Below are 15275 nucleotides of genomic sequence, written 5' to 3'. Positions count from 1 at the left end.
GTAGGGGCATACAATTTTCGTCGAATAGTGAAGGTATCAAAAAAACATCAAAATTACACTGATCTCATTATTATTAGTGGAAAACAATTTGCTTTTGCAAATATCGACGATATAATTGCGCTAACTTAAATATCAGAAAGACAATCGCACCCCTGCTGTGTGGTTGCGTCGTTTGGCTCCTGTGTCCCTTGAAATCGTATACAAGATGCTGCCGGCTTCATTTTTTAAACAAGTCTCTTTCTTGGAAGCCCACCCATGTATACATTTGCCGCTTTGCGCGGTCAGGCTGTTTGCGCCCTGGCCCCCCACGTTTCCACTCCTGCCGCCACTGATGCGTATCGCCAGGAGGCCGCATGACTACTTACAATCTGTCGACGACGGTTCACGTTTGTGAAGACATTAACAAGAATTTCGACATCCGCGATTTGCTGGTGCAAGCCGGCTATTCGGTGCAAGGCGAACTGAACATCAAGAATTTCACGGTTTTGTTGCCTGACGATACTGAATCGACCAGCAACACCCCCTTGTTCGGCATGCTCGACGCGGACACCGTGTACGTGCGTCCCGGCGATTGGGCTGCCAACTACAATGGCAGCTTCTCGACCATCCAGGTAACGATCGACAAGGGCAATGGCGATATCGTCCAGCTGAGCCTGCAAGTCATCATCGATCCCGTCAATGACGCCCCGGATGCGGCTGACAAGACCTTCACCCTGGTCGACGGCGCCAGCGTCGTGCTGAGCGAAAGCGATTTCGGCTTCCACGACGACGTCGAGAACAACGGCTTCAAGTCCGTCGTCATCACCAATACCACCACGGCCGGGCAAGTCTTGCTCAATGGCGTGGCCGTCGCGGTGGGCACGGAGATCTCCATCGATGATATCCGCGCGGGCCACCTGGTCTTCGTGCCAAGCCAGACGGTTGCCGGCGACTTCGATCTGGGCTTCAAGGTGCGCGACGATGGCGGCACGGAAGGCTGCAATGCGCAAGACCTGAGCCTGGCGCCCCATTACTTGACTTTCAAGGTGCCGATGGCCCACCTGGGCGATTTCGTCTGGGAAGACAAGAACGCCAATGGCGTGCAGGATGCGGGCGAAGCGGGCATTGCCAATGTCGTGGTGCAATTGAAAGATGGCGCGGGTGCGGTAGTGGCATCGACCACCACCGACGCCAACGGCGGCTACCATTTCGACGTCAATCCAGGCACGTATTCCGTCACCGTTGTCACGCCGAATGGCTACACGGCAACAGCTGCCAACCAGGGCGGCGACACGGCCAAGGACAGCAATATCGATGCGGCCGGCAACATGGCGCCTGTCACCCTGGCGCCGGGCCAGACCAACTTGAGCCTGGACGCTGGCCTGTACCGCGCCGCCGAACTCGGTGATCGCGTATGGTTCGATGCCAACAAGAACGGCTTGCAAGATGCGGGCGAAGCAGGCGTGGCCGGCGTGAAAGTGACTTTGCTCGATGCGTCGGGCAATGTCGTCGGCAGCCCGCTCGTCACGGATGCGAATGGCAACTATTTGTTCACGAATCTGAAGCCGGGCGCCTACAGCGTGCAGTTTGACAAGACCAGCCTGCCTGCCGGTTATGCCTTCACGGGCCAGGACCAGGGCGGCGACGACCAGCGCGATTCCGATGCCAGCGCCATCGATGGCAAGACGGCGCAAGTACTGCTTGCTTCCGGCGACAGCAACCATAGCCTGGATGCGGGCATCGTGGCCCTGCCGGCCTCCTTGGGCGACCGCGTCTGGCATGATGCCAACTTGAACGGCGTGCAGGATACGGGCGAGGCCGGTATCAGCGGCGTCACGGTGCAGCTGAAAAATGCAGCCGGCAGCGTGATCGGCTCGACCGTCACGGATGCCACCGGCTATTATAATTTCAGCGTCGATGCCGGCACGTATTCCGTCGCCGTCGTCGCGCCGCCAGGTTATCTGACCACGGTCAAGGATGCGGGCGGCAATGACGCGCTCGACAGCGACATCAATGCCGCAGGCCAGAGCGGCCTGGTGACGGTTGCCGCCGGCCAAAACTACAAGGACCTGGATGCGGGCTTGTACAAAACGGCTGCCATTGGCGACCGCGTGTGGTTTGACGCCAACGGTAATGGCACGCAGGATGCGGGCGAAGCGGGTGTCGGTGGCGTGAAAGTCAACCTGTTCAACGAATCGGGTGTCGTGGTCGCCAGCGCCACCACGGATGCCAGCGGCAACTACCTGTTCAGCAACTTGGTGCCTGGCCGCTACTTCCTGGGTTTTGAGCCACCGGCCGGCTATACCTTCACCAAGGCGGACGTGGGCGGCTATGCCACCGATTCGGATGTCAATCCGGCCACCGGCCTCACTACTACCTGGATCGGGCTGAAATCGGGCGATGTCCAGCTGGAATGGGATGCCGGCCTGGTCAAATGCGCGCCTGTCACCGGCAGCATCGGCGACCGCGTGTGGGAAGACAATAACTACAACGGCGTGCAAGATGCGGGCGAACTGGGCGTGGCGGGCGTGAAAGTCAATCTGCTCAATGCCAGCAACCAAATCATCGCCACGACAACGACGAATGCCAGTGGCAATTATCTGTTCGACAAGCTGGTCGCCGGCGGCTACAAGGTGGAAGTCGTCCGTCCATCGGGTTTCTACTACACCAAGGCAAATGTGGGCAGCGACACGGCCGATTCCGACGTCGATACGAGCACGGGGCGTTCCGGCTTGATCAACCTGGCTGCCGACCAGAACGACATGAGCTGGGATGCGGGCATCTATCGCAAAGCCAGCCTGGGCGACAAGGTATGGCGCGACGCCGACCATGACGGCATACAGGATGCCAACGAGGCCGGCATCGCCAACATCAAAGTGCAGTTGTATTCCGGCAGCGGTGCCTTGCTGGCCACCACGTACACGAATGCCAGTGGCAACTATCTGTTCAGCAACCTCGATCCGGGCAGCTATTCGCTGAAGTTCGACAAGAGCAACGTGATGCATGCTGGTTATGCCATGAACAGCTGGAAGTGGGGCGCCAAGAACGTGGGCAGCAATGACAACATCGATTCGGACGTCAACAGCAATGGTTCCTATGCCAACGTGATCTACACGGACATCTTGAAGCTGGCTTCGGGCCAGAACGACATGCGCTGGGATGCCGCCATCACGCCTATCGTCATCGATCTGAACGGTGACGGCGTGCACACGATCGCCCGCGCCGATTTCCACGGCAGTTTCGACTTGCTGGGCACGGGCAGCGCCATCCAGTCGGGCTGGGTCTCGGCCCATGACGGCTTGCTGGCCATCGACAGCAATGGCAATGGCAAGATCGACAATATCTCCGAATTGTTCGGCGGCAGCGAGAAGGGCACGGGCTTTGCCAAGCTGTCCAGCTATGACTCGAACGGTGACGGCGTGGTCGACTTGCACGATGACAAGTTTGCCGAATTGCGCATCTGGCGCGACGCCAACAGCAATGGCGTCACGGACGATGGCGAGCTGATGTCGCTGCATGACGCGGGCGTGGCCAGCCTGACGGTTTCCTACACGGAACTGCCTTTCCTCGACGCCAACGACAACCTGCACCTGGAGCGCAGCAGCGCCACCCTGGCCGATGGCAAGACGGTAGACATGACGGACGTGTATTTCAACGTCGACGCCAAGGATGCGGCCAAGGCCGGCATCACCTTGCCGAGCATGGCCGACCTGCTGCGCGACGACCATGCACTCGACACGGCGCTGGGCCAGGATGCGACCGTCGCCACGGTGGCTGCAGCCCCGGTGGCTCCCGCTGCCGAAGCCCAGGCCCAGTGCGAAATGGCCGAAGTCTTGCGCCGCGCCATGGCACATGCCAATGCACAGCCCCAGGAAATGGCTGCCTGATGTCCTGTTTTACCAGGCCATACCCGCCTGGCTGATATGTTCCGGCGCCCCTGTCCGCAGGCGGCGCCGGCGCTCTCCAATCACTTTAAAGAGAATACGCAATGAAAAAATCCATGCACCTGATCGTCCGCGGCAGCATCGCAGCGGCTGTCTTCGCCCTCGCCAGCGGCAGCGCCCTGGCAGCGTCCAACCTGCAAGTCATCGACTCGCACAGCGTCAGCCTGTTTACCGCCAGCGGCGGTGCCTTTGGCTCCGGCAACGCCATCTCGCCTACTTTGTGGGAAGTCAAGTACGACAGCAACACCTTCCTGGCTTTTTGCCTCGATCCCCATGTGGCCGTGAGCAACAGCGCGAATAGTTACAGCAGCAGCGCCTTTACCGCCAGCGATTCCGTCAAGCGCCTGTACGAGGGCTATTACGCCTCGTCCATTGCGAATGTGTCCACCAGCGCCAACAGCGCCGCCGCCTTCCAGCTGGCCTTGTGGGAATTGAATAACGACAACACGAACCTGCTGACGGGCGACCTGCGTTTCAAGAACCTGAATAATGCCGTCGTCAGCCAGGCGAACAGCATGCTGGGCGTGGCGAAGGGCAATGGCGCCATCCAGAACCTGTACAACTACACTAGCCTGAGCAGCGTCAATCCTGCCTCGCAAACCCTGCTCAGCGTGTCGCCGGTGCCGGAAGCGCAAACGTGGGCCATGCTGGTCGCAGGCCTGGGCTTGCTGGGCTTCATGGCGCGCCGCCGCAGGGCTGGCGCGGCATAAATCGGCAGCAGCGGTATTGACTTGGTAGTTTCTGCTGCGGTGCGTCGGTCACGACGCACCGCAGTTTTATTTTTTCACAACATCATTCTGAATAGCTGTTATTACTATGGCACAATGTTTCTGCAAGCCACTACTGCGCGACCTTGACAATAGTTCCTCACTGTTCATTGCAACTGCCTGAGATCGGATTTGAGCTCATCATGACGCTACCTTCTGCCGCGCACGCCGCCGTCGACGCTTCCCCATCCACCGCCTGCGCCGAGACGCTTGCCGACGCCATCGTCTTCCTGGCCCGCTTTCTTGACACCGGCGTGCAAGCCGAGCGCTTGCGCGCCAGCGTGGCAGCGCATGGCGACCCGGCCGCCGCTGATTTTCTCGACCAGGCGCTCAGCCATGCCAACCTGGCCGGCACGCCGCTGCCGATGGATAAGCCGCGCCGCGCCACGGAAATGCCGGCCTTGCTGGTCAACGGCGAGGGCCAGGCGCTGGTGGTGCTGAGCATTGCCGATGATAAATATGAATGCCATGTGCCGGGCATCGCCGGTACCTCCTGGCTGGACGCGGCCATGCTGGCGCAGGAAGTTCCCGCCGGGCGCTGGGTGGCCGTGCGGCCCGTGATGTTTTTCGACCAGCGCAGCTTGCTCTACAGCATGCCGGCGGCGGGCCGATGGTTCTGGGACGTCTTCAACCGCAACCGTTGGGTCTTTCGCTGGGCCTTGCTGGGCACGCTGGTCTTGAACGTCATCAGCGCGCTGGTGCCGTTCTATGCGATGGCAGTGTACGACCGCGTGATCCCCAACAACGCCACGTCCAGCCTGTGGGTGCTGACGATCGCCGTGGTGGGACTGACAGGTTTTGAATTGGCCATGCGCTTGCTGCGCGGCGAACTGGTGGAAACGGCATCGCGGCGCATGGACGTGGCGCTGTCGTCGAACATCTTCGCCCAGTGCTTGCGTCTGCGCGCGGCCAGCCGGCCCGCCTCGGGCGGGGCCCTGGCCAATACCGTGCGCGACTTTGAATCCGTGCGCGAATTCTTTGCCTCGACCACCCTGACCACCCTCGGTGATTTGCCCTTCCTGCTGCTGTTCCTGCTGGTCATCGCTTTTGTCGGCGGCTGGCTGGTGCTGGTACCCCTGGCCGCCATCCCGATCCTGCTGCTCGTCGCCTTCGCCTCGCGTGCGGCGCTGGCGCGCCACGTGGCCGCTTCGATGCAGGAAAGCGGGCAGCGCACGGCGCATCTGTTTGAAACCATGAATGGCCTCGACACCATCAAGGCGCTGGGCGCTGAGGCGTGGAGCCGCCGCAAATGGGAAAGTCTGACGGTGGCCATCGCCGCCAACAGCGTCGAGACGCGTGAAATCGTCAGCCGGGTCAATTACATCAACACGGCCGTGCTGGCCCTGTCCGGCGTGGCCGTGGTGGCCGTCGGCGCGTTGCTGATGGGAGAACGCCTACTGACCCTGGGCCAGATCATCGCCGTGAGCATGCTGACGGGGCGCGCGCTGGCGCCCGTGAGCCAGATCGCGGGCCTGATCATGCGCTGGGAGCAGACCAAGCTGTCATACCACGCGTTGAACAAGATCATGGAAGCGCCCACGGACGACGATGCGGCCAGCCTGCAGGCGCCGCCACTGTCCGGGCGCATCGAGTTCCGCGACGTGGGTTTTGCCTACCCGAACTCGCCGCCGCTGCTGGATAAACTGAGTCTGCAGATACGTCCCGGCGAACGGGTGGGCGTGATCGGCAAGCTCGGTTCCGGCAAGAGCACCTTGTTGCGATTGTTGCTGAACCAGTACGGCCCGCAAAGCGGCAGCGTGCTGTTCGACGACCTGGCCAGCACCCAGCTCGAACCCTTGAGCCTGCGCCGCCAGATCGGCTATGTGCCGCAGGACGTGACGCTATTCCACGGCACCCTGCGCGAAAATATCGAACTGGGCCGCAGCCAGGCGGACGATGCCGGCCTGCTTGACGCCATCCGCCTTGCTTGCCTGGACGACATCATCACCCAGCTGCCGAATGGCGTGGCGACGGAAGTGGGTGAGCGGGGCGAACGCCTGTCCGGCGGCCAGCGCCAGGCCGTGGCCATGGCCCGCGCCTTGCTGGCGAAACCGCCGATGCTGCTGCTCGATGAACCGAGCAGCATGTTCGACCCGGCCACCGAGCAGCGTTTGATCGGCCGTTTGCGTACCTTAAAAGATACGACCATCGTCCTCGTCACGCACCGCATGGCCATGCTGGCGCTGGTGGACCGGCTGATCGTCTTCGACAAGGGGCGCATCGTGGCCGACGGCCCGCGCGATGAAGTCTTGCGTGTGATTAATGGTCAAAATGCGGGTCAAAATGCGGGCCAAAATGCAAGTCAAAATGCAAGTCAAAATGCGGGCCAAAACCAGGCCGCCAAGCCAGCCGCCGCCGTTGCCAACACGACGGGCGCTGCAGTATGAGCGCGCTGAATGCCCGTCCGCTGCCGCAGGCGCACCCGGATCCGGAACGCGAGCCGCGCCGCATCATTATCTGCATGCTGGCCCTGACGGCCGTGTTGCTGGCGCTGACCCTGGCCTGGGCCACGTTCGCCCAGCTCGACGTGTCCGTGAATGGGCGCGGCGCCATCACGCCGCCATCGCATTTGCAGGAAGTGCAAAGCCTGGAAGGGGGTATCGTGCGTGAAATGCTGGTGAAACCGGGCCAGCGGGTGCGCCGTGGCGACTTGCTGCTGCGCCTTGATACGGCGCAATACGATGCCAACCTGGGCGCCAGCGTGCAGAACCGCCTGGCCGCGCTGGCGGGCAGGGCACGCCTCGATGCCTTGCTGACGGGCGGCACGCCGCAGTTCGCACCGGAATGGCAGCGTGAGGCGCCCGAGCTGATCGCCAAGGAAACGCAGTTGTGGCGCGATGGCCAGCGCGAATTTGCGTCCGCCACGGCGGCCGCGCGCGAAGGCGTGACGCGCCGGCGCGGCGAGTTGGCCGAGGCGCACAGCCGCATTGCCCAGCTCGACACTGGCTTGAAGATCGCCCTGGAAAGTTTGTCGATCGAAGAGCGGCTGTTCAAAGAGGGTGCTGGTTCGCGCGGCGATTACCTGAACGCGCAGCAGCGCGTGCAGCAGCAGCGCACGGAGCTCGACAGCCTGCGCAGCTCCGTGCCACGCCTGGTGGCCACCCTGGCCGAGGCGCAGGCGCAGGCTGGCGAAGTGGAAGCGCGCATGCGCGGCCAGTGGGGAGCGCAGCGCAGCGAATATGAAACCAAGGCCGGCGCCCTGGCCAGTACCGTCAAGGGCCAGCAGGATCAGGTGAGCCGGCGCGACGTGATGGCGCCCGTCGACGGCGTCGTCAACCGCGTGCTGGTAGCCACCGTGGGCGGCGTGGCGCAGCCTGGGAAACCTATTCTGGAAATCGTGCCGGCCGACTCGGAAGTGCTCATTTCCGTGCGCGTGAAACCGTCCGACATCGGTTTTATCCACGTGGGGCAGAGCGCCTCGGCAAACGTGCTCGCCTACGACGCCACCACCTATGGCCGCATGAAGGCGCAAGTGGTGCGCGTGGGTGCCGACGCCATCCCCGACGAGCGTAACGAACCGTATTTCGAAGTGCAGCTGAGTACCGACCGCAGCCAGTTGACGGCGCACGGCAAGGTGCTGCCGATTACCCCCGGCATGCCGGTCGACGTGGGCATCCTGACGGGGCGCCGCTCGGTGCTGCAATATGTGTTCAAGCCCGTGCTGCGCGGCTTGCAGTCTTCCCTGCAGGAGCGTTGATGCGTGTCATATTGGTATCGATCATGCTGGCGTGCGCCAGCATCGTGGTGGAAGCGCAGGCGCAGCCACCAGGAACCTTGTCCGTCCAGCCGGCGCCCATGCGCGGCTTGCCGGCCCTGCTGGCCCGCGCCGTGCCGCGCGACCCGCAACTTATCGCGGCGCAGGCGGCGCTGGCCACCACCGAGGCGCGCTACAAGCAGGCCCGCTCGCGCCTGTTCCCGAATGCGGCGCTGCAGGCCAGGCGCGGGCGCAGCAACGACCTCGACGGGACGCTGGACGTGGAACGGCGCACGCACGAAGTGGAGGCGAGCCTGCGTTGGAATGTGTACAACGGCGGCGCCGACCGCGCCGAACTCGATGCGGCCGACCGCGAAATGGCGGGCGCCGCCTTCGACGTGCAGCGCGCGCGCGCGGAAAGCGCGGAAAAACTGGCCGAAGCGTATTTCGACATGCAGCGCCTGGAACGCAGCCTGCTGCAGTCGCAGGAACGCCTGCGTGACGTGACGCAGTTGGTGAAACAGGTGGCGCGTCAGGCGGAGCTGGGAAAATCGTCGGAAGTGGACCGCGAACTGGCGCAAAGCTCGCAGCTGGACGCGGAACTGGTACACGACGGCCTGCTGACGGACCGTCTGGCCGCGCAGATCAAGCTCGAGGCGCTGGCCTTCGAGCCGGTGGCGCAGTTTGCTGACTTTACGTTTGCGCCGCTGCCGGCGCAGGCGTTGGCAAACGCCGACATGCTGCAGGCGCAGTTGCGCGCCGCGCGCGAGCGGGCGGCGGCGGCCCAGCTGCGCGTGCGCAGCGTGGCGGCCACGCTGGCGCCGAAAATCGACCTCGATGTCAGACATTTGCTCAATAACAAGACCACGCCGCCGCCATCGACGATACAGCAGCGCGGCTGGTCGGTGGGCGTTAGCTGGGAATTTCCGCTCGGCGGCGGCTCCCTGGCGCAGCGCGACGAGAGCATCAGCCGCGCCCAGGCGGCCGAGGCGGACGTGGCGCGTGCCGAGCAGGGCACGCGCGCCGACCTGGCCAGCATGCTGCCGCGTATCGCCAATGCGCAGCGCACCCTGGCTCTGCTCGACGAGCAGGAAAAGAAAATGGCATTTGTCGTGCGCGGCGGCAGTATCCAGTACGAGGCGGGGCGGCGCAACCTGCAGCAGATCATCCAGACGCGCGACAGCTACTTCACGATACAGCAGCGGCGCATCGACCAGCTGCACCGTTTGACCCTGGCGCAGATGCGGCAATATGCGCTGGCGGGGCAGCTGCTGCAGGTGTTTGGGTTGGCACAATAAGGCGCTGGCGCCAGATTTGGCGCCAGCGTGCGCTGTTTCACATGCAGTTTCATGCATGAAATGGCCATTGTGTGGCACACTGCGCGCTCGCATATCATCGTTGTCGCGGGAGCGCATGAGCATCATCAAACAATTTCCTTTCGAGTGGCAGGTCGGCGTGCGCTATACGCGCGCCGGGAAACGCAGTGGCCGCAACAGCTTCATTTCCTTCATCTCCCTCATTTCCGTGGCCGGCATCGGCCTGGGCGTGGCCGCCCTGATCGTCGTCCTCTCCGTCATGAACGGCTTCCAGAAGGAAGTCACCGACCGGCTGATGTCGGTGCTGGCCCACGTCGAAGTGTTCGATACCGGCGGTTCCATGCCTAATTGGCAGGCGCAGGAGCGCGCCGCCTACGCCAACCCGCAAGTAAAAGCCGTGTCGCCGTTCGTGGAAACCCAGGGCATGCTGCTCAACGACGAAACCATGCGCCCGTCCGTCGTGCGCGGCGTGCTGCCGCAGCAGGAAGCCACCGTCTCCAGCGTGGCGAGCCAGATGAAGCAGGGCAGTTTCAAGGACCTCACGCCAGGCTCGTATAGCATCGTGCTGGGCATCGACCTGGCCAAGGCGCTCGACGTGAAAGTGGGACAGAACGTGACCCTGATGCTGGAACGCGAGCCGAGGGCGGGCGACCCGGCCAATGGCATCGTCATGCCGCGCATGCGCGCGCTCAAGGTGACCGGCATCTTTGAGGCGGGTCATAACGAACTCGATGGCAGCCTGGCGTTTGTGAACATGCAGGATGCCGAGCAGCTGCTGCAGCTCGATGGCCCGTCCGGTCTGCGTCTGCGTCTGCATGACATGAACCAGGCGCCGCAGGTGGCGCGCGAATTGAAAGCCTCGATGCCGGGCCAGCTGTGGATGCGCGACTGGTCGCGCGCCAGTGCCAGCTGGTATGCGCTGGTGCAAAGCCAGAAGAACATGATGTTCATCATCCTCAGCATGATCATCGCCGTGGCCGCGTTCAACCTCGTCTCGACGCTGGTGATGTCGGTCACCGACAAGCAGGCCGACATCGCGATTTTGCGCACCCTGGGCGCCTCGCCGTTCTCCATCATGAAGATTTTCATGATCCAGGGCGCGCTGGTGGGCTTGCTGGGCAGTGCGCTGGGCGTGATCGGTGGCGTGCTGCTGGCGCTGAACGTGGGCGTCATCGTACCCTTCATCGAAGGCATCTTCGGCCTGCACTTCATCTCCAAGGAAATCTACCAGATCAGCGCCGTGCCGTCGGACGTGCATTGGCTGGACGTGGCGCAGATCGGTCTGATCGCTTTTGGTCTGGCGCTGGTGGCGACCATCTACCCGAGCTGGCGCGCCGCGCGCGTCAAGCCGGCCGAGGCCTTGCGCTACGAATAACTTTCCAAGAAACGATAAAGACCGCCTGAACAATGAGTATTTTCAAGAATTTGCCCTTCGAATGGCTGGTCGGCCTGCGCTACACGCGGGCCGGCAAGCGCAGTGGCCGCAACAGCTTCATCTCCTTTATTTCCCTCATTTCCATGGCCGGCATCGGCCTGGGCGTGGCGGCGCTGATCGTCGTGCTGTCCGTGATGAATGGCTTCCAGAAGGAAGTGACGGACCGCATGCTGTCCGTGCTGGCCCACGTGGAAGTGTTCGACAACAGCGGCAGCATGCCGGACTGGCGCGCCGAGGCGGCGCAGGCATTTAAAAACCCGGCCGTCAAGGGCGCCGCGCCGTTTGTGGAAACGCAAGGCATGCTGCTGCGCGACGATGCGCTGCGCCCCGCCATCGTGCGCGGCGTGCTGCCCGAGGAAGAGCCGAACGTTTCCGACGTGGCCGGCCAGACGCGCATGGGCAGCTTCAAGGCGCTGCAGCCGGGCACCTTCAATATCGTGCTGGGCATCGAACTGGCGCGCGCCTTGCGCGTCAACCTCGGTGAAAAAGTGACCTTGATGCTGGCGCAGGGCCAGGTCACGCCGGCCGGCGTGCTGCCGCGCATGCGCAGCTTTACCGTCAGCGGCATCTTCCAGGCGGGCCACAATGAATTCGATGCCGGCCTGGCTTTCATCAATATCGAAGACGGCCAGCGTTTGCTGCGCCTCGACGGCCCGTCCGGCCTGCGCCTGCGCCTGGCCGACATGAACAAGGCGCCGCAAGTGGCGGCGGAGCTGAAAAAAACCATGCCTGGCGACCTGTGGCTGCGCGACTGGTCGAAGCTGAACGCCAACTGGTTCGCCGCCGTGCAGACGGAAAAGCGCATGATGTTCATCATTTTGACGCTGATCATCGCGGTGGCCGCCTTCAACCTGGTGTCGACCCTGGTGATGACGGTGACGGACAAGCAGGCCGATATCGCCATCCTGCGCACCCTGGGCGCCTCGCCCCGCTCCATCATGAAGATTTTCATGATCCAGGGCGCTCTGGTGGGCATCCTGGGCACGCTGCTGGGCGTGGGCGGCGGGGTGCTGGTGGCCATGAACATTGACGTCATCGTGCCCTTCATCGAGCATCTGCTGGGCGTGCAGTTCCTCTCCAAGGACATTTACTTCATCAGCACTGTGCCGTCCGACCTGCGCTGGCCCGACGTCACCAAGATCGGCGTGCTGGCCGTGATCCTCGCCTTTTTGGCGACCCTGTACCCAAGCTGGTGGGCTGCCCGCGTCAAACCCGCGGAAGCCCTGCGCTATGAATAAACCACTGACTACTACCATGACCGATCTGAACAAACCTGCCTCTAACGGCGCTTCCGCTGATTCTGCCGTCCTTAGCTGCCGTGGCCTGGGCAAGACTTTTACGCAAGGCAGCTACAAGGTGCAGGTGCTGGCCGGCATCGACATCGACATCCACCGCGGCGAACGCGTGGCCATCGTCGGCGCATCAGGCTCGGGCAAGTCGACCCTGCTGCACCTGCTGGGCGGCCTCGATACGCCGACCAGCGGCAAGGTGACCCTGCTGGGCAAGGACTTCGCCACCCTCAGCGAAAAGGCGCGCGGCGACCTGCGCAACGCCTCGCTGGGTTTCGTCTACCAATTCCATCACTTGCTGCCCGAGTTTTCCGCGCTGGATAATGTCGCCATGCCGCTGATGATACGGCGCATGAAGCGCGCGCCCGCCACCGAGCTGGCGCAGCAAATTCTTACGCGCGTGAACCTGGCCAAGCGCGTTACGCACACGCCGGGCGAATTGTCCGGCGGCGAGCGCCAGCGCGTGGCCCTGGCGCGTGCCCTCGTTACGCAGCCAGCCTGCGTGCTGGCCGATGAACCGACTGGCAACCTCGATCACGCCACGGCCGAACAGATTTTCGACCTGATGCTGGAATTGTCGCGCACCCTGGGCACCGCCTTCGTCATCGTCACGCACGATATTGAACTGGCCAAGCGCTGCGACCGCGTGCTGCGCCTGACGGACGAAGGGCTGCAGCCTTACTGATACTGAGCAATACTAAGCAATACTAAGCAATACTAAGCAATACTAAGGAGCCGCCATGCTGTGGATCGACACGCACTGCCACCTCGACGCGCATGAATTCGGCAGCGAATCGCTGCAGGTGGCGGCACGTGCCGGCGGCCAGGGCGTGGCAATGATCGTCATTCCCGCCGTCGAACGGGCCAATTTCACCATCGTGCGCGACCTGGCGGCAGCGGCGTCCAACGCCTGCTATGCGCTGGGTATCCACCCGATCTACGTGCCGCACGCCACGGAAGACGATCTGATCGCCCTGCGCGACGCCGTGAAAGCGGCCATGGCCGACCCGCGCTTTGTCGCCATAGGCGAGATCGGCCTTGATTTCTTCATTCCCATGCTGTGCGAACCGGCCATGCGCGCCAAGCAGGAGCATTTTTTGCGCGAACAGCTGAAAATCGCCCGTGACTTCGACCTCCCCGTGCTGGCCCATGTGCGCCGCTCGCAGGACATCGTCCTCAAGCATGCGCGCCAGATTCGCCCGAACGGCGGCATCGCGCATGCCTTCAACGGCAGCTTCCAGCAGGCGCAGGGCTATATAGCCCTCGGTTTCAAGCTCGGTTTCGGCGGCGCCATGACGTTTACCCGCGCCCTGCAGATACGCCGCATGGCCACGGACTTGCCACTGGACGCTATCGTGCTGGAGACGGACGCGCCCGATATTTCCCCGGCCTGGATACACCCTGGCCGCAACAGCCCCGAAGCATTGCCGCGCATTGGCGCCATGCTGGCTGCATTGCGCGGCCTGGATATCGCGCAAGTGGCCGCCGTTACCAGTGCCAACGCGCGCGCCGTGATGCCCCGACTACCCTTGATGGAAACACCCTGATGAACAAAAAGATCACCTCTGGCGCCCTGGCGGCCTGTTTGAGCGGCGCGTTCGCGCAAGCCCTGGCGGCGCCCGGCGCCCAGTGCGACGGCTTGCCGCGCCTCGACGTCACCACGCCGCCCGGTTTTTGCGTGGCCGTGCTGGCCGACGGCCTGAAATTCCCGCGTGGCGTGCTGCCGCTGACGAATGGCGACATCCTCGTCACGGACATGTTGGGATGGACGCCGAAGCAGGGCAAATTGTGGCTGTTGCAGCGCAAGGCGGCCGGTGGTGGCTACGAGCGCAAGCTGTTGCTCGACAAGCTTGATCGCCCGAACGGCATCGTGCAGGGACCGGACGGCATGGTCTACGTGGGCGAGGTGGGACGCATCTTCCGCGTCGACTTGCGCGACCCCGCCCGCGCTACCACCGATATCATCGGCGGCACGGCGAAGACGCCGCGCCTGCCGGGACTGGGTTTGCACCTGCTGACGAACATGCGCTTCAGTCCCAAGGGCGACCTGTATGTGAACGTGGGTTCCAGCACCGACCATTGCGAGAACGATGGCAAGGCACCCGATCCGGCCAAGGCCTGCCCTTCGGCGGAAGGTCCGGAAGCTCTGGGCGCCATCCGCGAGTACAAGATGGCTTGGCCGGCCGGCACGGTGACGGGCTGGCGCACGCATGCGCGCGGCTTGCGCAATTCCATGGCACTGGCCTTCCACCCGGCGACGGGCGACTTGTGGCAGGCGGAAAACGCACGCGACGCGATCCAGGCCGCCATGCCGCAACTGAAAAGCGACGAAAACCTGCCACACGAAGAGCTGAATTTGATCAAGGCCGACCGGCACTATGGTTGGCCGTACTGCTACGACGACAATGTGGCGAGCCCCGAATATCCGAAGACGGCTTGCGACGCCCAATATGCGGCGCCGCAGCGCCTGCTGCCCGGCCACGCCGCGCCGCTGGGCATGACGTTCTACACGGCCAGCCGCTTCCCGGAGCTGTACAAGAACAGCCTGATCATCGGCTACCACGGCTATCGCAGCAACGGCCACCGCCTGGTGGCGCTGCTGCCCGACAAGGCCGGCGCGCCGCTGGGCAAGTCCGTCGAATTGATCAGCAACTGGGAGCGCAAGGGCAAGCAAGGCAGGGGCGCGCCCGTCGACGTGAAGCAGGGCCAGGATGGCGATATCTACATGGCCGATGACCATAATGGGCTGGTGCTCAAATTGCATTATGCGGCGCCGGGCAAACCGTAAGCGGCGCTCATCCGACACGTTGCTGGTGTTACGGGTGTTGTCGGGTTACGGCCTTTGACCTAA

Annotated in this window: 10 protein-coding genes; all 10 read left to right on the top strand. The window is 63.2% G+C overall.

All coding sequences use genetic code 11. The annotated features are described in order from the left end of the window. Positions 1–353 precede the first annotated feature (353 nt). The 10 genes from ACP7DE_RS19950 to ACP7DE_RS19905 all read left to right on the top strand — a co-directional run bounded on the left by ACP7DE_RS19950 (position 354) and on the right by ACP7DE_RS19905 (position 15212). The gene (locus ACP7DE_RS19950) at positions 354–3866 is read left to right on the top strand and encodes an SdrD B-like domain-containing protein (protein WP_426073705.1); all 3513 of its coding nucleotides are present in this window, start codon (positions 354–356) and stop codon (positions 3864–3866) included. 113 nt (positions 3867–3979) lie between these two features. Further along, positions 3980–4633: a PEP-CTERM sorting domain-containing protein gene (locus tag ACP7DE_RS19945; protein ID WP_426073704.1), complete on the top strand. Its 654-nt coding sequence runs from the start codon at positions 3980–3982 to the stop codon at positions 4631–4633. A 200-nt stretch (positions 4634–4833) separates the two neighbouring features. Further along, positions 4834–7077: a type I secretion system permease/ATPase gene (locus tag ACP7DE_RS19940; protein WP_426073703.1), complete on the top strand. Its 2244-nt coding sequence runs from the start codon at positions 4834–4836 to the stop codon at positions 7075–7077. Further along, the gene (locus ACP7DE_RS19935) at positions 7074–8387 is read left to right on the top strand and encodes an HlyD family type I secretion periplasmic adaptor subunit (protein WP_426073702.1); all 1314 of its coding nucleotides are present in this window, start codon (positions 7074–7076) and stop codon (positions 8385–8387) included. The genes ACP7DE_RS19940 and ACP7DE_RS19935 overlap by 4 nt, the downstream gene beginning before the upstream one ends. After that, positions 8387–9682, top strand: a complete 1296-nt coding sequence (locus ACP7DE_RS19930; protein ID WP_426073701.1) for a TolC family protein — start codon at positions 8387–8389, stop codon at positions 9680–9682. The genes ACP7DE_RS19935 and ACP7DE_RS19930 overlap by 1 nt, the downstream gene beginning before the upstream one ends. A 115-nt stretch (positions 9683–9797) precedes the next feature. Further along, the gene (locus tag ACP7DE_RS19925; protein WP_426073700.1) at positions 9798–11075 is read left to right on the top strand and encodes a lipoprotein-releasing ABC transporter permease subunit; all 1278 of its coding nucleotides are present in this window, start codon (positions 9798–9800) and stop codon (positions 11073–11075) included. Positions 11076–11107: 32 nt separating this feature from the next. After that, positions 11108–12373 carry a lipoprotein-releasing ABC transporter permease subunit gene (locus ACP7DE_RS19920; RefSeq protein ID WP_426073699.1) on the top strand — a complete coding sequence of 422 codons (1266 nt, stop codon included), beginning with the start codon at positions 11108–11110 and terminating at the stop codon, positions 12371–12373. A 16-nt stretch (positions 12374–12389) separates the two neighbouring features. Further along, positions 12390–13109, top strand: a complete 720-nt coding sequence (lolD, locus tag ACP7DE_RS19915) for a lipoprotein-releasing ABC transporter ATP-binding protein LolD (RefSeq protein ID WP_426073698.1) — start codon at positions 12390–12392, stop codon at positions 13107–13109. Positions 13110–13167: 58 nt separating this feature from the next. Further along, positions 13168–13971: a TatD family hydrolase gene (locus ACP7DE_RS19910; protein ID WP_426073834.1), complete on the top strand. Its 804-nt coding sequence runs from the start codon at positions 13168–13170 to the stop codon at positions 13969–13971. Next, positions 13971–15212: a PQQ-dependent sugar dehydrogenase gene (locus ACP7DE_RS19905; RefSeq protein ID WP_426073697.1), complete on the top strand. Its 1242-nt coding sequence runs from the start codon at positions 13971–13973 to the stop codon at positions 15210–15212. Before ACP7DE_RS19910 ends, ACP7DE_RS19905 begins: the two co-directional genes overlap by 1 nt. The last annotated feature ends 63 nt before the right edge of the window (positions 15213–15275 follow it).

Origin of the sequence: Janthinobacterium sp. DSP2-3-3 (assembly GCF_049897325.1) — a bacterium.
GTDB lineage: Bacteria > Pseudomonadota > Gammaproteobacteria > Burkholderiales > Burkholderiaceae_D > Janthinobacterium.
Note: the sequence above shows the minus strand (reverse complement) of the source record. Positions and strands in the feature narration are given on the sequence as shown.